Source organism: Spirosoma pomorum (assembly GCF_054776615.1).
Genome location: NZ_BAAHBP010000029.1, coordinates 235,302 through 256,429 on the forward strand (window position 1 = coordinate 235,302; position 21,128 = coordinate 256,429).

Genomic DNA, 21,128 nt, shown 5'->3' on the forward strand with positions numbered 1-21,128 from the left:
GCTCACCTCTTAGCCAGTCATAACCCGGTAAACCAGAAAGGCTATCCTTCGATGGAAGGATAGCCTTTCTGGTTGGTCAAGAGAAGAGAAAAGTGGATTAGAAGGCGTCTTATTTAAAGGCAATCTGACGACTAGCGACCTGGGGTGTGTTAAGCTGCACCTGATGCTTTGTAACCCGCGCTCCGTCGGATACTTCCACCGTATAGTCCCCATCCGGTAGTTGACTCACGTCAAAACGCACCTGCGTGTTGGTCTGCCGTTTGGTTACCTGCTGAGTGAATAGGGTAGCCCCGTCAGCCTGGTTGAGCCGAATCGAAACCACCGGGCCAACGTTCTTTTTCAGCGACAGCACCAGTCGCCCGTCGACGGCGGTATAGAAACTGGTGGCGTAAGTTTCCGCTGGTTTAACGGGATCTAGAGGTAGGGTAGCCTGACTGAAGCTGGTTAGCGAAACAACAAAAGCGAAGGCGGTCAGGATGGATGTAGCAGCAGTTTTCATGGCAATGGTCAACTTGAAGGTGATTGAGCCCAGGGGCTTAGTGCCGATTGGTGAACCAAAGCTATGGCGGTAAACGGGCGGCTGATAGTGATTTCGGACGAAGTGCGAAAAAGCGTCAATGAACACGCAATTTCGCTTGATGAAAGGTAATTGTCTGCTCTTAATATTATTTTTTGATAAAAATTGTCCTGATATACAGGTAGTTATGGTATGTTTGGAGCTTGTCCCGTTTTTGTGACGCACAAAGATGTTTTGCGCCACTCATCCTAAATTACTGGACGTTTGAGTGATTAGTAGCTTGCTTGGGCCCGTCATTTCGTATATCTAATGATACCAAAACATCGCCTTATTTAAGCGGTCTTCTTCAGCTTAGTCGTGTTAGCCTATTAGCTTTTCAGCAACGGTAGGATTCAGAAATACTGACAATGCATATCAGCTAGTGCGACACTAACTCTTAAGTAAAGCTAGATACCCTTGTCCACATAACTCAGTGGTAGAATTGGCTGCTCAGATAATTATAACGTAAAGCGCAGTGCTCCAAAATACGACCCGCTTGGTCTAGACTAAGAACCCAGGCTCTTTACTTTGTAATCGCGCTTTACTTATTCGTATTAGATGCTCACTAAATGAGACGAAGGAGTGGGCAGGCAATTGCCACTCATAGTGGTGCGTTTAAAACGACCGGGCTACGCACTCAACCAGCGAGTTGTAAGTTGCTAGGCCAAAACAATTGTCAGGTTTAAGGAGTCCTGATTAATGATTTCTGATTTATTCAACATGAACGATTTCCTTGGTTTTATTGCTAGTCCCGTCGGGCGGGCCGCCCGAATTGCCCTGGGCTATACGCTGGTGGCGAGCAGCCTGGCTACCTCGGATAAATTGACGCTCCGCACGCTGGGCATTGTGCCGCTGGTAGCTGGGTTGTTCGACTGGTGTGTTCTGGCGCCAGTAGTCAACAAGCCCTTCGAGGGTACAGAGCTGCGCCGTTCGCTTAAAGCGCATGCAATTGTTAGCCGGTTAGGCAAGAAGGTGGGCTAACCCGGAACCCCACTCCAGAGTATCAGCCGGGGCATCATACTTGATTAGGACTGAGGGGCTATTAGCTCACTTTTATCGAACTGTTCGTCGTTATCTTGGTGGGCGAAGTTGTCAGTTCAATACCCACTTGCTACAGCCGTATGATTGCTGGATTGATCTGCATCGTTGATGACAACACGGATTATCGAACCTTTCTTGGTTTACTCTTCAGGCGGTATTGTCCAGACCATCCCACTCGCTTTTTTGCCGATGGGCAGACTTTCCTAGAGGAGCTGGGCAAGTTGAATCAATTGCCCCGCCTAATTCTGCTGGACCGTCATATGCCTGGCTTTGATGGGCATCAAGTGTTAACCATATTGAAACAGCATCCGGTATACAAGCGAGTTCCCGTCGTGATGATGAGTGCGGGGGCTACTGATGAAGAGATTATTGACTGTTATGAATCAGGAGCCAATTCATTTCTGCGAAAAGACGCTTGGTCGGCGTCGATAACAACGGTTTGTCGCTACTGGCTCGAGCTAAATCAGGGCGCTGTTGAGTAGAAATAAGCGTAGTATAAAGGTTTAATGATCAGCAGCATACGTGTCGGATGGGCTACAAGTAAACTAAAGCCTATCAATAGAGGTGTTTACCACCTGACAAAATCCCTCCAACCGCACGTCAACCTACTCTTGCGTTTTTTGGCAAGCATTATCTCCGAATAGAGGTGAGCTGTAAAGAGGAAAATAAATATATTGAGCGGATTTGACGAAAGCGCCATGTTCTCAAGCGCCGGTATCGCAGAGAAGAAATAATAGTTATAGTCAATCCATTCCCTGACTAAGCTGGCGTGTAGTACCCAATTTCCAGCCTTTAATGAACGATAACAAACTTGGCACGAAGCCACACTATCAACTGTTAGATGGACTTCGGGGCGTGGCAGCTATTGTCGTAGTGTTTTTTCACCTGGCCGAGCCGCTTGCCAAAAGCCGCCTTGACAACGTAATCAATCACGGTTATCTGGCGGTTGATTTTTTCTTTCTCTTATCCGGCTTTGTTATCGGTTACGCCTACGACGACAGGTGGGGCAAGTTGACCATTGGCGGCTTTCTTCGGCGTCGGTTCGAACGGCTGCAACCACTCGTCGTACTGGGGATGACCCTCGGTGCTATAGGCTTTTACTTTACCGATTCAACTATATGGCCGCTCATTCATACTGTTCCAATATGGAAGCTGATCGTTGTTATGCTGATAGGTTACACGCTCATGCCCATACCTCTGTCAATGGATATTCGCGGCTGGCAAGAAATGCATCCGCTCAACAGTGTCGGCTGGTCACTGTTTTTTGAGTATATAGCCAATATTCTTTACGCACTAGGATTGAGGAAATTATCGAATAAGGCATTGGCTTGGTTTGTCGTGTTGGCCGGTGCAGTGCTTTTGCATTTTGCGGTTACGAACCCAAATGGAGACGTTACCGGTGGCTGGACATTAAACGCTGAACACATGCGCGTTGGAATAACGCGTACCATATTTCCTTTTTTTGCCGGTCTGCTTTTATCGCGTGTGTATCGGCCTGCCCACATCAAAAATGCTTTCGCGTGGTGTAGTTTGCTGGTTGTGGCCGTTTTACTGATGCCAAGAATAGGCGGTGCCGATCATCTCTGGATGAATGGTTTGTATGAAGCGTTTTGCATCATCGTTATTTTTCCGCTCGTTGTCTACATGGGGGCGAGTGGGGTAGTGCGTAGTCAGAGGGAAGTTAAAATCTGTCAGTTCCTGGGCGACCTCTCTTATCCCTTGTACATGACCCATTACGTACTTGTCTATTTTTACGTAGCCTGGGTAAGCAATCACAGTGGTATTACGTTGGGGCAAGCTTGGCCTTACGCGCTGCTTACCTTTTCAGGCGCTATCGTGTTGGCGTACACCAGTTTAAAGCTATACGATGAGCCGGTACGGGCCTGGCTTCGGAAAAAGCTGAAGGTATAACGCCAAGGGCAACGATCACCAAAAGAAGAGCACAGCATAATGTCTAAGTTCCCACCTACTCAGGCAGCATTTTCGAAAAGGATGTTGTGTAGCTGCTGTTAAGAGCGTTGCCAGCAGGTGAGCAGAGGAATCAAGATCGAGTTCGCAGCAAAATACCAGTCTCCCAGTCAAACGAAAATAGAGAGCGATCTCACAAAGTCGTTCTCTATTTTTCTATTTAATTTGCTGATGTTCAATGCAAAAAAAGCGATTGTAAGCCCACTACTAATCCGTGTTAGTAGTCAGCCGGTCGTGTTTTTAGGCATTAAGACTACCGATTACAAAAGCGTACCGTTGCCTCATAGGGTAGGTAAGAAGACAAGCCACAGATCCATTTAGCTAGTTACCTCGACTAATGAAGACAATTAGTTCAACCCTGCACGGTAACGCTCCCGATTCTTGTCGGGTTGCCATGCTAATCATCGATATGATCAATGACCTGGAGTTTGCTGGAGGCCCCGAACTGTTGCCGCCGGCGCTCCGGGCTGCCACCTGCATTACTGCCCTCAAGGAGCAGGCTAGCCAGAAGGGAATTCCCGTCATTTATACCAATGACAATTTTGGGCACTGGCGCTCTGACCTAAATGCGTTAGTAGAACACTGTCTGCACGATGGGGTACGTGGTCAGCCTATTGTTGAATTGCTTCGGCCTCAGGAGGACGATTACGTAGTGCTCAAGCCAAAACATTCGGCTTTCTTCGCGACCCCATTAGAGCTGCTACTAACCTATTTGAGTACCGAACACCTAATCCTGACGGGGATGAGCGCTGATGTTTGTGTGCAGTTTACGGCTCAGGACGCTTTCCTGCGGGATTTTACGTTGTCTATACCAGCTGATTGCATAGCTGCTTGTTCAAAAGACCAAACACAACAGTGTCTCTCGTATATGCAGCGGGTATTGAAGGCTGACACCACGCCCTCCGCCAAGCTTAATTTGGACCATATGCTACTGAATGAGCAAGGCGATACAGACGGCCATATTTGACGAGAAATAATCAGACTATTGGGAGATTCATTAAACAATTACGGGCCTATCGGCCACCGCGCGGTTTCCCGCCCGAACATAGCTAATAGGCCCGTAATGGCTCCAATTACAGGCTAATGGATTGATCTAAATATCGCTTGACAGCCTGTTTGGGAGGGTTATGTTTTACGCTGTCTTCAATACGGGCAGGATCAGCGTCCATTTTCGCTGATCCCAGAAGCGATGCCAGACTCCATCTTCATCCGCCTTGTAGAAGCCGGACTTCCGCTCATGCTTACCTGGTTCAATGATCGTCCAGCAATCCCCTTTCAGTAATCCAATCAGCTTGTGTATCGTACCTGCCTGAACGTCGTGGGTTGTTCCTGGCAGGCGCTTGACTGTTGTTAGGGCTAACGTTCCATCGTCGCATGGCTCGGCGACAATTTCAACATAGCCGCCCGATAAGATGGTACTGCGAAACGGCCACGGATGGTCATGAAATAACTCGTCGTTAGCCGATGTAAAATGATGCAGCACCCGGCCACCGCCTAAATGATATTTGGTAAAGTTCTTGTTCATTCGTTCAATGCGAACGATGCCTTCTGGGGTTGAATAGGATTGCATAATTTCGTTTAACCTGGATATTCGGACTCGCTACAAGCTTTTGTTAATTCACAAACCCAGCGAGCCGCTCCCTTACTACTTTCAGTCACAAAAGTAGCAATGCAATAAGTGGGGAGGAAAATAAGAGCTCCATACTTGATCGATCCAAGGGACTCTGGATGTTATTTATTGATAAACAAACAAGTCGGTGAGCTGACTTTGATTACTGGTTCTGTTCTCTACGTACAAAGAATAAACAAGTGAAAAGGTTAACGGTAGACTCTGGCTCTGTAAGAAATGAGGTAAAGTTCTGGCGGTTGTAAGCCATTTAGTAGTCTATTGAGGGAACGGACGATAAAGTCAGTTTGCCAGCCTTATTGATGACATCGCCTTACGTATAGGGCGCTCGGTAAGCTTTGGGCTGATACAGTCAGAAACGATCATCCACGCGCCTTTCAAAGCCACAATCTGGGAGAACCCCGTCTTGGTAACTCACGCAAAATCTGATTTGGTACTTATTTGTTGTTATGAAAATTATTACTGGAAATTTAGTGCTAGTAGGCCCATAAACAGAATTTGTAGGAATAAAAGATTGTTTTATTCGTATGAGACAAGGCAACGCCATCCCCTGGTTTCTCAGCAAATATGTTTGAATTTTTTGTGGGTGATATTGTCTATTATACGACGCCTGAACAGCAGTTAGCCAAGGGTACCATTACCTCGATCATTAGCCAGAAGGAGAAGGGTAGGGCAAAGCATATCTATTTGTTAAGCAATGGGTTACGTAAAATAGAGGGTGACTTGTTCTTAAGTCTCAAACGAGCGAAAGAGTATTTCAACCATTGTCACATCGAGATCGTCATTCCTCCGGATTTAGAACGTAGTTAATAGCTGTTCAACGCTAACTACAATTCGCTGTACACGTCCGCCCTGTGACGGAGTAACGTTGGGCCGGTTATGAGCAGTCGAGCCTTGCCATAACTGGGCCAACTAGTTTAAATGGGCATGAGCAAATTTGATAAAAGCCTGCCAATCGTAAACCGTTAAATCATGGTCACCTTTCCTGATATGGTAGCCTATGTGAGACGTACTAACAGATTGGTTTAGTCCAGGTGGATCAACGGGTAGTTTGGCGTCGATACCGTACAAGGCATACACCGCCTGGGCACTCGTTATCGACAAATAGGTTCCTCTTGGATCAGCCCACAGGTCCTTCGATGCATTCGTTACGTAGAGCGGCCTGGGAGCGATGGTGGCCAGTAGCATATGCTGGTCTACGGGTAAAGCAGCTTCGTTGTCATTGTATCGCTTGTAATTCTGGGCAAACCAGTGGGGAAAGGTAGTGTTGATCCGACGGATGGTTTCGCCAAATCGCCGACGAGATAAGGCCGCCCCTGTGTTGCCCGAGCAATTCGAAAAGCACAGCGCAAAACGTTGATCCTGGGCAGCCGCCCATAAAGCTGCTTTGCCACCCCTGGAATGACCAACAAGGGCTACTTTTTTCGGATCTATAGCTGGATCCGTGTTAAAATAATCCAGTACCCGACTGGCCCCCCAGGCCCAGGCACCTATGGCCCGCATGCCATTTGCTGCGGTCAGCTGTTGAGGATAGAGTTGAAGCACACCGTTTACGTACCCAATCGAATCATCTGGAGCCAGCTCGCTAACGTGAAAAGCGGCAATGGCGTACCCGCTGTCAATCACCGTTTCGGCGGGCCAAAACTCGCTTTTATGTGCTCGGGTGGGGTCCGTATTCGTAATGCTCCGGTTGTTGATCAACAGAAAGACGGGTGCTGGGCCCTTATGCTTAGTCGGCACGAACAGAACCAGGTTTATTCTAAGCCGCTTTTTGCTGTGAGTCACCTCAATCTGGACTTCTTTCAAGCTCGCTTTGCCGCCCATAGCGCTGGCCTTCTCGTTTTTCACTGAGTAGGTAAACTGGTCAACTGCGTTCGGGATTTGTCCGTATACATGCTCTTCAAAGAGTTTGAGGATTTCTGGTCGTCGCACAGTTTCCCAGGTTGTCTTATGGCGGACAGGCAGGTTCGAGGTGGTGGTTAATACATCAGGCAAGGCATAGACCGGCACCTTTGCTTCGTCATAATTAGGTTCCACTATATTTTGGGCTAGCAGGCTAGCGTCAAATACACCCATCAACAATAGAGAGAGGAAAAGGACGTGTCTGGTACGTTGCATATGAATCGCTAGCACGTAGTAAAACTGTGCTCGTGGGGTAGAAGCTTAGGGATTCTTTGTTTTACTGGGCAGGTAATTTCTTCGTAAAAGTCTACACGTTTCCGAGTGCCGATAAATCAAACCATTTTACCTGAACGATTCACTAGCTGGTTAAACATCTCCAGGTAAATCTGAATTTGCTATATTTCGCCGAATACAACTGATAGCGAACGTAACGTGCTGTTCAGTAACTAGTTAATCGTTAAAGGTTAAGTAGTATAGTCCTGTCCACACAGAGTTTAAAAAAGCGTTCTCCTCTATGCCTAGTCGGCTAACTCCATTCCTGACCAGCGTGCTGCTGTTGACGGCCTGTTTAGGCGCTACCGCGCAGCAATCGGGGCACCGTATCCCCGTTGACAAACTAACCCATCAGATTGATAGCATTCAGAAAGCCGATAAAATTCCGGGGTTGCAGGTACTGGTTTTTACCAAAGACTCGCTGCTTTACCAACGTAATGCTGGGTTGAGAAACATCAGATCCAAAGCGCCCGTTACCGCCAACACCCTCTTTCCAGTTGCCTCCATTACCAAGAGTATGGTGGCCGTTGCGACCCTGATGCTGGTTCAACAAGGGAAGCTGGCGCTGACCGACGAAGTGAAAAAACTGGCTCCTGAAATTGATATTGATAATTCCTGGGAAGCTACCGACCCGATTCGCGTAGCCCATCTGCTGGAGCACACAGCGGGCTTCGACGACTGGTCAATGAAAGCCTACGCTTACAACAACCCCACCATCTCGCTGCAAGAAGGACTCACTATTGCGCCACAATCCCGCCGGGCCCGCTGGCGACCCGCTACGTTCATGGCTTACAGCAATGCGGGCCCGCCTGTGGTAGCCCGCCTGATTGAAAAGAAAATGGGGCAAGAGTTCGAGTCGTTCGTGCGACAGCGCATCTTCATCCCCCTGGGCATGGACCGGGCTACTTTTCACCGCGATGGAGCGGCTTTAACCGATCTGGCCACCGGTTATCAGGGGAATGACCAGCAGGAAGCCCCCTACTGGTACCTATTGGCCAGACCTACGGGTGGACTCAATGTGTCGGCGCTGGAGCTAATGCCTTTTGTGCAGATGCTGATGGGCCGGGGGACGTACCGGGGACAGCAGTTCCTTTCTGCTGCTATGGTCGATCGGATGGAAACGCCTACTACCACCTTGGCCGCCCGGTCTGGTTCTAAACAGGGCTACGGGCTGAATAACTTCACCACGTCTTATCAGGGGCACCTGTTGCATGGCCATGACGGAGCTGGGGTTGGTCTGCGAGCCCACTATCTCTACCAGTCGGCGCTGAACCGGGGCATCATTGTCCTGACCAATACCGACGGTCCCGGCTTTAGCCAGCTCAAAAACGCTGTTTTGACGCTGGTGATGCAAAACGTTCCCCCGCAACTCCCGCCCGAGTACCCTTTGTCAATGTCCCAACAAGACAAGTGGGTAGGCTATTACCGGCCGAGTAATTTTCGACAGGCACTGACGGGCTGGTTTCTGGGATTAACTGAACTCGTGCACATCGATAAAGAAGGAGAACAGTTAATACTGCATGATGGCGTCGGAAGCGAACCCGTACGCCTGCTACCCATCGCTCCCAACCGGGCCCTTCGGCTAGCGAAAGGTGGCTATACGCCGGAGCTCACATTAGTACAAAACGACAAGAACGAACCGGTCCTGGTCCGCTCCTTCGGGGCCGGTTTACTGGCAAACACGGCCACAAAAACATCAATGGTAGGTGCCTGGCTACCCGTACTGCTCGGCTACTTTTCGCTATTGGTCTTAGGACTCTGCTTGTTGCTCGGTATTGGCTGGCTCATTCGCTTGGTCTGGTTGCGACGAAAAGGTCGTCGGTTGAGTGCCCTGCCGGTGCGGGTCAGTCTGTTTGTGTATGCGTTATCATACCTAGTGATGGTTATTGGGTTAGATAGTGGTGGTGATGAGTTAGGCGTCGTTTCGCCACTGTCAATCACGGTTTTTATTACGTCCCTGCTGGGGCCAGTGGCTGCCTTGAGTGCTTTGTTGGGTTTGCTCCGCAGCCGGAAGCTGGTTTCATGTCGAGCTGACCTGATTTTTATGAGTATGGCCGTTGGGACAGCCTTGTTGGTGGTGGGCTACATGGGAGCTTGGGGCATGATTGGGTTCCAAACCTGGTCGTAAGGCAGGTATCCAAAGCCAAGTTTTCCACTTAATGAGTCTGGCTATACTGGAATTAAAGGAATTGCTGTTAGTAAACCAGGTCTATTTACAGGTTCTTATGAAGGTGACGTAGGCCTTTTTCATAAGAACCTGTAGCTCTATACTGTAAAACTCCTCTCAGAACATATAGCCAAATGATAGGCCAGTTCGCAAATCGACATGACCAAATCGACTTTGCCCAGGGTTTTTGGCGTCAGTTTCATCTAAGTAGAACAGATACCCTCCGCCCAAAAACGCATCGATAAATGTTCGTTTAATGAATCTGTTGGGGATCTGTAAACCCACCGTTGTACCGAAGCCCAACGAATGCCCATTTGAATCTCGGCCTCTAATGGGAACCAGCCAACTGGAAGAACCTTCTACGTAGATTTGGCGGTGCATGTATTTAGCATAGGGAGCCAAATACGCACCCTGAAAAACGCTGGCTGACTTTCGGTAGAATCGTTTTTCTACAATCAGGTTCTGAAACTTATAAGCGTCGGCGAAGGCTAAAGCACCGTCCGAACCAAAAGCCGCATATAAATTGATCGAAGAGTGTTCAGAAGTCGCTGCTTCCAGAGCAAGAGATCCCCCTCTAACTATAGGGTATAGTAGATTCGTTTTAATTATCACCTGGCTACAGGCTACATGTGTGATGACCGTTAGCAACAGGGTAAAAATAGATCGCATATAGTGCATAGTTTGCTGTTTAACAACTCATTATATAATAGATCAGTCACCGCGAGATAGTAGCTACAATTTTTGCCAGTGTTTGGTCCCATCTGCGCTGAGTAGGTTTCCCGCCATTGCTGCCCCCGTCTCATGGGTCAGCATGGTAAATCCTGGACTCCAGCTTACGTCCAGCTCCTCCTCGTCCAGTGACTCGAACTTGGCCCACCAGAGCGCGGGCGGATGACAGTCTGGGCGGTAAACATTGGCGGTTTCGGCCACTACGACTTTCTTTCCCGGAAATAGATTTCGTGCTGTTTGCAGCATGTGAGGAATATCGTTGTCAAAATAGATATTTAAGCCAATGATATCCAGAAGCTCCGCCCGACCCAGCTGCCAGGTTAGACAATTATTTTGGTTAGCAATGGCATCGGGTTGACCCAGGATAGTCGCAAAGGGTCGGGCCTGATCCGGGTAAGGCATATCGCCCCATCCCCAGGGTTCACTCATGGCAGTCTGGCAAGCGGGGTCTCCAGCCTTTAGTCCTTTAGCAATCGCAATGGTAATGGCACTGGTTTGCCGATACACCTCCCACCAGGACCGTCCGCCGAAGGGCCATTGGCGGTTGTTGGGAGCCGCAATCCAATCGGTCCAGATCCCCAGTTCCACGCCGATGTTGTAACTGCGAAAAGCACCTCGATAGCGGTGAGCAATCTGATACGCCTGTTCGTACATAGCCTCCGCAGCCTGATCGCTCCAAAACATAGCCTCCGTGATCCATTCGGGTAGTCCGTAGTGATTCAAGGTCAGTTCTATCTGACCATTGCTGACATGTTGCAAGCGGTCTATCCAGGTATAGTCTGGACAACGGCGCGATTCGTCCCAAAGTACCGTGTCGCGGAAGAGTGTTATACCCATCTGGCGGGCTCGCCGGTAATTTTCTTCCATCTGGTCTTTGTGTCCCGTGGCCGAGGTGTTAGAGAACTGAAGCCATCGCCCGTCATCGCCCCATCCCCGCACGACGCTGCCATCGAAGCACATACCATATTGTATAGGCATAGTAGTAGTTAACTTAGTTTATAATGAGTGAGCCTGCTGCTTAGTAGTTGAATTAGATAGTAGCAAGCGTTCCAACCACAGAAATACGTTTCGACTAGGTTATAGACGAAATGAAAATCGGATCGCCAATGCTCTGTCTGCTTTTCAAAAAGACAGTTAGTGAAACAAAGAACCCTTACAATTGTCTCAACTTGGCTCTGGTAACCTCGAAAGGAATGGGAACTAGGTTCATGTGTTCTAGTCCGGGCCAGGTAAGCCAGTAACCGCTAACGTAAATCGCTAAACCGTCTCGCTTAAACTCTTCTGGTAGATTGCAGGCACTCCAGCCTACTCCGTTATCGGCCACAAGCCGATAGCCAATAGCCAGGCCGCCCGATGCTTGGACGGTGACCGCTACGTCCGTAACTAGCTTAGACCGGTTTGCATTTACGTCTGGATAGCAAGTCGAAGCCGCCGACGGAACCTGTTCTTTGTTGCAGCCTACCACTAGCAACATGGCCACAAGTAGTAGCGCTGTACAGTATCGATTAATTGCTGGTTTCATGGCAATATGTTGAGTCTCGTAAGTGGAAAGAATGTAAGATTAAAACGCTGGTTTTGTTCTTTACAAGCCGACGTTTATGAATAGGTCTCTTTACCTAAATCTTATCAGTCAAATTTAGAGATTTCTCTATATTAGGCTATCCAGTAACATGCTATTGCGCCTATGATGAACACAGCTAGACAAACCCAGTCTACTTCAGTTGACCACTATGAATTGGTATACAAAGGCAGTCTTATTGTGCCAGTCTTGGGAGTACTTATTCTTATAATTGCTATTTGGTGGTTTTTAAGGGGACGTAAATCGACAAAATGATAATGATTTAACGGTTGTCTGTAAACATTGTTACCGAGTTTGAAGCGTAAGTGATTGACCCTTAGTAAATAAAAAGGCTAGCCCAACGGATGGTTTTTTTATAAATCGGTAGTGTTTCATAATTAACTAATTAGCCTGTTGTCAATTTTTCTTCGCTGATAAACGCTAGTGAGATCACTACATTCCGGTTGAATACACATATTAAGTTTTGTTGTTTGTAGAGAAAGAAAAGTTGGTTCATTTGGCTTTTTTAATGCAGATACCTTAACTCAACGTCAAAGAAGGGATGACTGAATTACAATCAGTAAAAAGCCCGATCGATTTTTAAATCGATCGGGCTTTTTACTACAAAAGAGCTAACGCCCTTCTACAAACGCTCAGTCAAGGCGTAACGGTAACGACCAGTGAGCAGACGTAGAAGGCCGAACTGGAAGAAAAACAAAAACAAGTTAATTAGTTGGTCAAGGCCTGTATTCTTGATCCTTGTCCGCTCAACATAACCTGAGACGAAAATACTGATCTCGTATAAGCCCAGTAGCGGCAAAGCCACTAGTACTTGACTGTAAATTTCGGGAGAAGGAGTGATTATGCCAGCCACAACCAGGATAATAATCCAGGCGTGACGCCTGTACAAACGCATGAAAGAAGGAGTTAAAATACCAACCTTCGACAGGACAAAAACCACGATTGGCATTTGAAAAATAAGCGCACAGCCCAAGGAAAGCGTGACTAAAACCGACAAATACGAATTGATATCAAACTGATTTTTTAGACCAGGTGCCAGCTGGAAATTAGCTAAGAAATTGATGGACAGCGGAGAAACAATGTAATAGCCAAATAGCAGACCCAGCAAAAAAAGAGCTGATACAAAGAAGACCGCTCCCTGAGCCGCCTGCCGCTCTGAAGGACGTAAACCAGGCTTAATAAAGCGCCAGAGTTCCCAGAATGCATACGGAAAAGCAAAACAAAGGCCAATCACGACGGAGGACGTCATGGCTAGGGTGAACTGATCGGAAATGCCCAATATCTGAAGGTCAAAGTCCAGCTTTTTAACGCATAAGTCCGCATACCCAGTTAAATCGGCTATTTTACACATCATGCGGTACGTCCAGAAATCAGGCGATTTTTGAGCCAAAATCACATTCTGGAAAACAAATTCTCGGTAGGTAAAAGCAATTATTGCAAATACGGCAATAGAAGAAACCGAGCGAATAATGTGCCACCTAAGTTCTTCCAGGTGTTCCAGAAAGCTCATTTCTTTACCTGCTTCTACAGGCTCCTCGTCAAAGTGTTGGTCAAGTGGCATAGTAACAACGTTTTCGTGATTGCTTAAATGTAAATAGGTGTCGTGTGTTTATTGCTATCAATTACCCTTTTGGAGGGCTTCACCTTCGCCTTGCCCAAGGTCAACAAAAAAGTCCACTTTCATAACTAAACAAGGCTCCAAGCTACCTCGGTGTATCACGTATCGCTGAAGCAACTTTGCCATTGACCTAATCCTGATTAGCAGCCAGGCGACAACCGCTAAGGCTGGGGCTTTTGAAACTCAATTTGGCCTCCCTTCATCACAAAGGACACATCAAACAGCGTCTGGCTAAAATTCTGTTTTAGGTCCCCATTGAACACGACAATATCAGCCAGCGCATTGGCTTTGAGAACGCCCAACTCATTGGTTCGCCCCAAGATCTTAGCCGCGTTAATAGTCGCTGACTGTAACACGTCTTCCGGCGACAGACCTGCATCGGAATACCCCCGAAGCGTCTGTTTGGCCCACTCGCCCCGTGGTACACCCAGATTGTAATACGCGTCCGAGCCAGCTACCATCAGCAAACCCGCTTTGCGGATATCCATCACCCACTTTCCCCAACTAGCTGCAAATTCCTTTCGCAGTTCGTCAAGTTTATAATCCTGGTTTGCCAACTTTCGGTAATAAACCATCCCATCTATTGAACCATAGGTGGGGACAACGTAAATGCCTTTTTGCGCCATCGTATCCAGGGTGGTTTGCTTAAAACCATAAGCATGCTCGATGCCATCGACACCCGCCTGAATAGCCGCATGGGCGGCCCAGTCCCGATCGCAATGCGCCGTTACCTTTATCCGATGAGCGTGCGCCGTTTGGACAATGGCTTTCATTTCTTCCAGGCTCAAGGTAAGGCTGTTACCGATGGCCAATATTTTGATTAGATCCACGCCCCGGGCAATATGCTCCTTAACTGCTTTGCTGGCTTCCTCGACCCCACTAATCAGGCTTTGCTCCGAGCGGGCGATATGGTCGAATTTTCGCAGAGGAAACCCGCTCGTCAACTGGCCGTCCATCGAGCCAATGATGGGACCAGAAACAAACATTCGGGGACCGTCAATATCGTGTCGTTCAATCGCCTGGCGTAGTTCAATATCAAGGTACTGACCGGAGTTGCCTACATCACGAATGGTGGTAAAACCGGCATCCAGATAGCTCCTGAGATGTTTGACCGCCCGCAGGACCCGGTGCTCGGAGGAACGCATTATAGCGTCAGCCGCCAGCTCTTCGGTGATTCCTTGACTGGTCAGTACGTGTGTGTGGGCGTCGATTAAGCCTGGTGTTACAGTAGCGTTGGGGAAGTTGAGCACCTGAGTGGTAGCGGGTACGTCAAGTTTTGCTCCAACCTTAACAATCCGGTTACCTTTGACGAGAATCTGTTGATCCTTAAGAAATACATTTTTTTCGGCGTCGTAGAACTGACCCGCTTTAATCAAATAGTATTTTTCCGCAGGTTGCGCTCGTAGATGCGGGTGGGCGAACAGAATAATCAACGTGCATAAAGCAAATTCACGAAGAACGGTTTGGATCATACGCGTAACTAGTAAATCATGATAAGTAAAGGGGATTAGTATTGCATTACTACTTTATAGACTGGCATATCGAGCCGTCACCAGCGCTTGGTGAGGCCTCTTTTCGATCAGAATTGATCATTAATTAACTCGGATTCAACAGCAACTCCACCTAATAAGCTAGTCTTTTTTACGAGAAAGCAGCGTCAGACCGGTAGCTCACTAACCGAAAAGAACTGTGAGTGCTTAAAGCTTATTTTTGAGATCGTTACAGGGAGTTAGTTGACATTAGTATGAACGTAAAATCTATATTGTTTATAGGGTTAATCAACATTAGTCGGGAAGGTCTGGTTGATCTAAGTCAACACTAGTGGCATTAACCAATAACCCCTTGTCTGATGATTCTGAAAATCGACCGGCTGCCAATTGAGCTGCCAACCCCTAAAAATCCGTCGCCCAATGACGCAGCCGCCATCCAGGAGTTACTGGGGGGAAAGTTTGGTGAGATGTCTACCCTGATGAATTATACGTACCAGTCGTTCAACTTTCGGGGCCGTAAGAAAATCCGTCCGTTTTACGACGTAATCAGCAGTATTGCCGGGGAGGAGTATGGGCATATCGAAGTTGTTTCATACGCCATCAACCTGCTGCTGACCGGTACGACCAAACGGGGATTTGATCCTACCGTTGGTCCGCTGGCGGAGGCTACTAATTGGCGCAATACGCACCATGCCATCGCTAGTGGCCAGACGGCGCTTCCGATGGACTCAATGGGCCATTACTGGACGGGACAGAACGTATTCAACAGTGGTAACCTGAAGCTGGATCTACTCCACAATTTCTTTCTGGAATGTGGGGCGCGGGCTAACAAGATGCGGGCCTATGAAATGGTCACTGATCCTACCGCGCGAACGATGGTAGGTTACCTGCTGGTTCGGGGTGGGCTGCACGTAGTGGCTTACGCCAAAGCACTGGAAAAGCTAACGGGGGTTGAAATGACCAAGCTGCTGCCCATTCCGGAACTAAGCAATAACGCATTCCCGGAAGCCAAGAAGTTTATGGAGCAGAAACTGCACTTATCGTTGTATACGTTCAGCCCGGACGACTACAAACAGGCGGCTTTGATCTGGAACGGACCACACCCGGACGATGGACAGGAGTGTTACGTCGTGCAGGGTGGAATGGAAGGGTACCCCGTTCCTGACCTGGAGGAAGAGCCCCAACTTAACGCCCCCGGCGCCGACGATTTCGATCCACAAGTGTTTGCGGATATGGCCAAAAAAATGGGTATTAAATACGAGTACTAGACGGCTGAGTGAACTTAGCCAGAAAACAAAATGGGGAGTACAACACGTGTTGTACTCCCCATTTTGTTTTCTTAACACCTTTTAGTGCTGGCATCATACGTGCTGATCACTAACGTAAATTGCCGCGAAAATTCTTTCTAAGAAAAAAGTCGGCTACGTCAGTAAGCCGACTTTTAAACTCTTATGCAGTCCACTGGCCTACTTTGAGGTAGTCGAATTCATCTTTGTCGTTTTGCCCTTCTGATTGCTACGGTTCATCGATCCGCTCTGCATCGATTTGTTATCATCAGATTTCATGGTGGATCCATTGCCGGAAGAAGAACTGCTGTTCATCGACCCCGACTGCCCCGAGTTACCCCGCTGCATCTGCGTGCCATTCATTGAGCCTGAGTTAGTGGTGCCTGAGCCCATTGTCGACTTAGACCGGCTGCTGTTAGTTGACGAACCGTTCTGCGAGCCCGAAGAATTCATCGTACTTCCCGAGCTACTTCCACTGTTTGTTGAACCCGTTGTTGTTTGCGCTTGCGCACTGAAGGTCGCGATGCCCATCAGCATGGCTCCTAGCATGATTACTTTTTTCATAACCTTGAGATATTATTACTGGGTTAGGTTAGTCTAACCAGGAACGTAACTCTGCGTGGAGGCATAAAGGTTATGACAATGAGTGAATTAATTGTAAATATTCGGAAGTGGTTATAGAACGTAAAGAATGGCCTGACTTTCGTCATAATAGTAGCCAGTTTGATCAACGGTTTGCGGCTTGGCTAAGCCTATCCTTGGTAAAACCGTCGTACCCATCAAAGCTTTTTGAACAGGTCGCCCAGCTCACGCATAGGCAGCACGTCATACCATTCCTCCGTTCCGAGGTTAAGCCACTGGCCGTCCTGTCGGGGAACTTTGGTTAAGGCATCCTCGGGGTCGTAATCGTAGCTATACACCGTTCCCATAATTCGCTGCAGATCCGACCAGGGAAGGGTTTTTGTGCGCTTACCCTGATTCGTCGTCGTGGAGACCTGAATGTTACGTTCGACAAAGGAGGCTGTAAGGCTTACATCAAAGCGGTCTTGTTGACGAATATCCAGAAACGTCAGCTCGAAGGGGCGCTCACGTCCCTGGGCTTCGTAAATCGCCTGGATCAACTCCTGCATCAGATATTGCCAGTCATCGGTACTACTTTTTCCTTTTTCGGCCGGCCGGCCGTGACGGGTGGGACCGTTAACCGGCTCCACATTAATCTCCCAGAAGTCATCATCTTCCCCCAGGGTGTCTTCGGTAGTTGGCATCAACCGAGTCTGTGCCGCTAGCTCAGCCAGTGTCTGCGCCCAGTTCTGGGGAAGTTGTCCTGACCATTTGAAATCGTCATCCCGGGTATAGCCCTCCGCAATGAGTTCATCGTCATCAATATCCTCGCGGTCGGGATAGGTCATGGCGATGTCGATCTGCAGGCCCTTGTTGGCGAGCCATTTGGCGCTGAAGGTATAAAAGTAAGCGTAGGGCGCTGGAAGCGACCGAGCCGTTTGGTAGCGAATCTGAAGCGCTTTGACTGTCATGGTAATCGGTAAGACGTACTGTCCGGTCAGTTGCTGATTACTGGCTGGAACCAGGGGCAAAGTTAGCGGATTCGGATTATGGTCGCACGCCGGTCAATCTTACCGGTGGGCGTTTCCGAAAATTGTGGAACGCTGACAAGGCTCCTGGGAACGGCATAGGGGCCAATCTCCGTTCGGATGGCCTGTTGAACAGCAGATAAAACTTCGTTAGGCTGAGCAGAAGGATCACCCCCTTCAATAACCAGAGTTACTCGTTGCCCCAGCCGTTCATCCGGTAGACCAGCCACAAACAGGCGGTTTGTCCGTCCGAACTGAGCGAGCACCCGCTGAGCAATTCGTTCGACAGGCTCGGGCTGAACTTTTACGCCCCCGCTGTTGATAATGGTATCGGCCCGTCCCAGTAATCGAAAACGATTATCCGGAAATAGCTCTACAACGTCGTTGGTCTGTACCCGTTCAAAGTTCGTAGCTGCTGATTCGATGAATAGGCAGGAGCGTTCGTCGGTGCCAAGCGTAACGCCCCGTAAGGCCATGAACGTATCGTCGCGCTCATTACCGTTCAATCGGCGCAGGGCAATGTGCGATACGGTTTCGGTCATGCCGTAGGTGGCATAAACCGGCGCAGCAATGCGCTGAATAGCCGCTTCTAACGCAGGGCTCGTAGCGGCTCCGCCTACCAGAATGGCCTTCATGTCGTTCAGGATTGGCAGCTTCTCCGGCGTGGTGTCCAGTATAGTCTGGAGCTGTAAAGGTACCAGCGCTGTAAAATCAAACCGATCTGTCAGCAGATCGATGTTGACTAGTGGATTGCCCGAAGGCTCCTGAATAGTCATAGGTAGCCCTAGTTCCAGCCCCCGCACCAGCATCATGATACCAGCCACGTAATGAATATTGAGGCACACTAGGGCTGCGTCGCCCGCTTTCAGGCCCAGCGTCTGACCTGTCAGATGAGCGCTGGCCTGCATCTGGGCGCGGCTGAGCTGGATCGACTTGGGCGTTCCCGTCGATCCGGACGTCTGGAGCGTAAAGACAGACTGGCCCGATTGCCACGCCCGGCAGAAGTCGACAGCGTCGGCTTCGTAAGCGGTTTGTGGATCGGGCCAGTTGGTCGGTTGGGTTGGGTCAACCGTCATGCGTAATGAAAAAAACCTATTGGAAAATGCGCAGTGTACCGCTGGACATATTAGGGGCTACCTGATACTGCGTCAGGGCCTGCTTGGCGGGGCCGAGCACGACCTTACCTGTCGCGTCGAAGCGATCAAGGTGCAGCGGGCAATAGAACTGATTTTCGGCCGCCCGGTAAACCAGTTGCGATTTGCCTTCAGGATGGGTACACAGCGCCGAAACGGCCAGGAAGTTGCCTGCCTGTGTCTGGGCAACAATGACGTTGTTGACGACCACAAAGCCACCTTTGTTCATCAGGTTAGCGTTGTTCTGCTCATTGAGCTGAATCGTGAAATCAATTTTCTGACTGGCGACCGGGGTGGGGTCTTCGCTGGTTTTTTCGGCGCAACCGGATGCGGTATGGCCCAGCAGAATGGCACCGATGCCCGTGCCGACAAGGCGAAAAAACTCATGACGATCCATTGTCGGAAGGGTGTTTTCCATGGTGGTTATTATAATTTTGCCGGAAACATAACGGACGTTTCCATGCGAACAAAAATAATATTTTTTGTTCGTACAACAGTCGGATGTCACCGGAAGATTTCTGGGGTATGTAACCCTCGGTTCGTAACCCAGATTATGCATCCGGAAAATGACGTCGAGCGAAGAACGAACAGAATTGCCCGTTCAAAAAGCTTGCCGAATTCGCGCCGTTGAGCGACTTGAACAACGGCAAACTCGAAACAACGATTAACAGGAGCGGTTATTGGTAATAGGTATGGAAGAAGCAAAAGTAATAGTCAATCCAATTTCACCGGATAAAGTGGCCGAAGCGCCGGGCTTGCTTGAGTATGCCCACACGGCAGGGGGCGCTGTTATCCGGCCGGAAGACAAAGGAAAAATTACGGGTCGCGCGGTAGCGGCCATGCGGGAGCAGACCGATATGCAGCTCAGCCAGCTGTATAAGCAGATGCAACTGCTGGCCGAGCAGGCAACTGCCATTCGAAACCGGGTGGAGATTTCGGAGCGGATTTATTCGGCAAACATGAGTTTTGAGCCGGTTGTCGGTCATACGTATTACTTTTACCAGCGAAAAGATGGTACTGACCTGCTGTCCATGATCGCACCGAACGAATGGGGACGCAAATTCCCCTTCGAGCGCTGTCTGGCCACCGTCCGCATGATGGCCGACCATACGTGGGATGTGTACTATCACGAAGTATCTTATTCATAAAGAGCGAAAGACTGAAAGAGCGAAAGAGTGGCCTGCCGGATTAACGCTCTTTCGCTCTTTCAGTCTTTCACTCTTTCATTCACTCTTTCACTAATTATGAACACTAGTTACCCCTGGGAGATTATTAAAGAGTATCAGGAGATTATCTTCAGTTACTACGAAGGCATCGCTAAAATCAGCATCAACCGCCCCCACAAACGGAATGCCTTTACACCCCTGACCGTAAAAGAAATGTCGGAAGCGATGGAGCTGGCCCGGCAGGACGAACGGGTAGGCGTAGTGATTCTGACCGGCGAAGGTGGTGAAGCCTTCTGCTCGGGCGGTGACCAGTCCGTACGGGGCCATGGCGGCTACGTGGGTGAAGATAAAGTTCCCCGCCTGAACGTCCTGGATTTGCAGATGCAGATCCGGCGGATTCCAAAGCCAGTGGTCGCTATGGTAGCGGGCTATGCGATCGGTGGTGGGCACGTCCTGCACGTAATCTGCGATCTGACGATTGCTGCTGACAACGCTCGCTTTGGCCAGACCGGACCAAAGGTGGGTAGTTTCGACGGGGGGTTTGGGGCGTCATACCTGGCGCGGATCGTGGGACAGAAGAAAGCCCGCGAAATCTGGTTCCTCTGCGAACAGTACGACGCGCAGGAAGCTCTGGACATGGGACTGGTTAACAAAGTTGTCCCACTGGACCAACTGGAAGAAACAACCGTAGCCTGGTGCCAAAAGATGCTGGAAAAAAGTCCGATCGCCCTGCGCATGCTCAAAGCATCCTTCAACGCCGAGCTTGATGGCCAGGCGGGGATTCAGCAACTGGCGGGCGATGCTACGTTACTGTATTACCTCTCCGACGAGGCAAAAGAAGGAAAAGATTCCTTTTTGGAGAAGCGAAAGCCGGATTTTAGCAAGTTTCCGAAATTTCCGTGAGCCGACGGGGCCAGCTAAGTGCTGGCCTTTTTTTATGCTAAAAAGGGGAGGAACCGCCAAAAAAAGTTCGGTGTACTAATTGAATCGGCTATTTTTAAGGC

21 protein-coding genes are annotated in these 21,128 nt (G+C 49.1%); 9 read left to right on the plus strand and 12 right to left on the minus strand.

All coding sequences use genetic code 11. The features are described from left to right. Positions 1–109 precede the first annotated feature (109 nt). The gene (locus ACYVAD_RS18485) at positions 110–499 is read right to left on the minus strand and encodes a hypothetical protein (RefSeq protein ID WP_461141002.1); all 390 of its coding nucleotides are present in this window, start codon (positions 497–499) and stop codon (positions 110–112) included. 777 nt (positions 500–1,276) lie between these two features. Between ACYVAD_RS18485 and ACYVAD_RS18490 the strand changes: the two genes are divergently transcribed. From ACYVAD_RS18490 to ACYVAD_RS18505, 4 genes are all read left to right on the plus strand, one after another. Then, entirely contained in the window at positions 1,277–1,537 is a 261-nt protein-coding gene (locus ACYVAD_RS18490) for a YgaP-like transmembrane domain (RefSeq protein WP_461141003.1), read from the plus strand. Between the two features lie 140 nt (positions 1,538–1,677). Next, on the plus strand, positions 1,678–2,079 hold the full coding sequence (locus ACYVAD_RS18495; RefSeq protein ID WP_461141004.1) for a response regulator: 402 nt from the start codon (positions 1,678–1,680) through the stop codon (positions 2,077–2,079). A gap of 313 nt (positions 2,080–2,392) precedes the next feature. Further along, the gene (locus ACYVAD_RS18500; protein ID WP_461141005.1) at positions 2,393–3,508 is read left to right on the plus strand and encodes an acyltransferase family protein; all 1,116 of its coding nucleotides are present in this window, start codon (positions 2,393–2,395) and stop codon (positions 3,506–3,508) included. Positions 3,509–3,902: 394 nt separating this feature from the next. Continuing rightward, positions 3,903–4,532 carry a cysteine hydrolase family protein gene (locus ACYVAD_RS18505; protein ID WP_461141006.1) on the plus strand — a complete coding sequence of 210 codons (630 nt, stop codon included), beginning with the start codon at positions 3,903–3,905 and terminating at the stop codon, positions 4,530–4,532. Positions 4,533–4,697: 165 nt separating this feature from the next. On the opposite strand, the gene ACYVAD_RS18510 is transcribed toward ACYVAD_RS18505, so the two are convergent. After that, the gene (locus tag ACYVAD_RS18510; protein WP_461141007.1) at positions 4,698–5,135 is read right to left on the minus strand and encodes a hypothetical protein; all 438 of its coding nucleotides are present in this window, start codon (positions 5,133–5,135) and stop codon (positions 4,698–4,700) included. Positions 5,136–5,759: 624 nt separating this feature from the next. Here ACYVAD_RS18510 and ACYVAD_RS18515 point away from each other — a divergent pair. Continuing rightward, positions 5,760–6,002 carry a hypothetical protein gene (locus ACYVAD_RS18515; RefSeq protein ID WP_461141008.1) on the plus strand — a complete coding sequence of 81 codons (243 nt, stop codon included), beginning with the start codon at positions 5,760–5,762 and terminating at the stop codon, positions 6,000–6,002. 102 nt (positions 6,003–6,104) lie between these two features. Here the strand turns inward: ACYVAD_RS18515 and ACYVAD_RS18520 are convergent, their stop codons facing one another. Next, a complete protein-coding gene (locus tag ACYVAD_RS18520; protein ID WP_461141009.1) occupies positions 6,105–7,229 on the minus strand; it encodes an alpha/beta hydrolase family protein in 1,125 nt (374 codons plus the stop codon). A gap of 379 nt (positions 7,230–7,608) precedes the next feature. Here ACYVAD_RS18520 and ACYVAD_RS18525 point away from each other — a divergent pair, with 379 nt between their 5' ends. Further along, positions 7,609–9,495, plus strand: coding sequence for a serine hydrolase domain-containing protein (locus ACYVAD_RS18525; RefSeq protein WP_461141010.1), 1,887 nt, complete (start codon positions 7,609–7,611; stop codon positions 9,493–9,495). Between the two features lie 156 nt (positions 9,496–9,651). Here ACYVAD_RS18525 and ACYVAD_RS18530 read toward each other — a convergent pair whose 3' ends face one another. The 5 genes from ACYVAD_RS18530 to ACYVAD_RS18550 form a co-directional block, all read right to left on the minus strand. Continuing rightward, a complete protein-coding gene (locus ACYVAD_RS18530) occupies positions 9,652–10,203 on the minus strand; it encodes a DUF3575 domain-containing protein (RefSeq protein ID WP_461141011.1) in 552 nt (183 codons plus the stop codon). 63 nt (positions 10,204–10,266) lie between these two features. Then, positions 10,267–11,241, minus strand: a complete 975-nt coding sequence (locus ACYVAD_RS18535) for a hypothetical protein (protein WP_461141012.1) — start codon at positions 11,239–11,241, stop codon at positions 10,267–10,269. 175 nt (positions 11,242–11,416) lie between these two features. Continuing rightward, a complete protein-coding gene (locus tag ACYVAD_RS18540; protein ID WP_461141013.1) occupies positions 11,417–11,785 on the minus strand; it encodes a hypothetical protein in 369 nt (122 codons plus the stop codon). 679 nt (positions 11,786–12,464) lie between these two features. Then, a complete protein-coding gene (gene tatC / locus ACYVAD_RS18545) occupies positions 12,465–13,403 on the minus strand; it encodes a twin-arginine translocase subunit TatC (RefSeq protein ID WP_461141014.1) in 939 nt (312 codons plus the stop codon). A 218-nt stretch (positions 13,404–13,621) separates the two neighbouring features. Next, positions 13,622–14,932 carry an amidohydrolase family protein gene (locus ACYVAD_RS18550; protein ID WP_461141015.1) on the minus strand — a complete coding sequence of 437 codons (1,311 nt, stop codon included), beginning with the start codon at positions 14,930–14,932 and terminating at the stop codon, positions 13,622–13,624. A gap of 377 nt (positions 14,933–15,309) precedes the next feature. Between ACYVAD_RS18550 and ACYVAD_RS18555 the strand changes: the two genes are divergently transcribed. Then, complete coding sequence (locus ACYVAD_RS18555) at positions 15,310–16,218, plus strand: manganese catalase family protein (protein ID WP_461141016.1); 909 nt, start codon at positions 15,310–15,312, stop codon at positions 16,216–16,218. Between the two features lie 198 nt (positions 16,219–16,416). Here ACYVAD_RS18555 and ACYVAD_RS18560 read toward each other — a convergent pair whose 3' ends face one another. From ACYVAD_RS18560 to ACYVAD_RS18575, 4 genes are all read right to left on the minus strand, one after another. Beyond that, complete coding sequence (locus ACYVAD_RS18560) at positions 16,417–16,800, minus strand: hypothetical protein (protein ID WP_461141017.1); 384 nt, start codon at positions 16,798–16,800, stop codon at positions 16,417–16,419. 215 nt (positions 16,801–17,015) lie between these two features. Further along, positions 17,016–17,828, minus strand: coding sequence for a hypothetical protein (locus ACYVAD_RS18565; protein WP_461141018.1), 813 nt, complete (start codon positions 17,826–17,828; stop codon positions 17,016–17,018). A 2-nt stretch (positions 17,829–17,830) separates the two neighbouring features. Then, positions 17,831–18,901 carry an AMP-binding protein gene (locus ACYVAD_RS18570; RefSeq protein WP_461141019.1) on the minus strand — a complete coding sequence of 357 codons (1,071 nt, stop codon included), beginning with the start codon at positions 18,899–18,901 and terminating at the stop codon, positions 17,831–17,833. 16 nt (positions 18,902–18,917) lie between these two features. Then, positions 18,918–19,376 (minus strand): QcrA and Rieske domain-containing protein, encoded by a 459-nt coding sequence (locus tag ACYVAD_RS18575; RefSeq protein WP_461141020.1) that lies wholly within the window; start codon positions 19,374–19,376, stop codon positions 18,918–18,920. 274 nt (positions 19,377–19,650) lie between these two features. Here ACYVAD_RS18575 and ACYVAD_RS18580 point away from each other — a divergent pair, with 274 nt between their 5' ends. Together ACYVAD_RS18580 and menB are read left to right on the plus strand one after the other, a co-directional pair. Further along, complete coding sequence (locus ACYVAD_RS18580; RefSeq protein ID WP_461141021.1) at positions 19,651–20,106, plus strand: DUF2452 domain-containing protein; 456 nt, start codon at positions 19,651–19,653, stop codon at positions 20,104–20,106. Positions 20,107–20,202: 96 nt separating this feature from the next. After that, a complete protein-coding gene (gene menB, locus ACYVAD_RS18585) occupies positions 20,203–21,027 on the plus strand; it encodes a 1,4-dihydroxy-2-naphthoyl-CoA synthase (RefSeq protein ID WP_461141022.1) in 825 nt (274 codons plus the stop codon). The last annotated feature ends 101 nt before the right edge of the window (positions 21,028–21,128 follow it).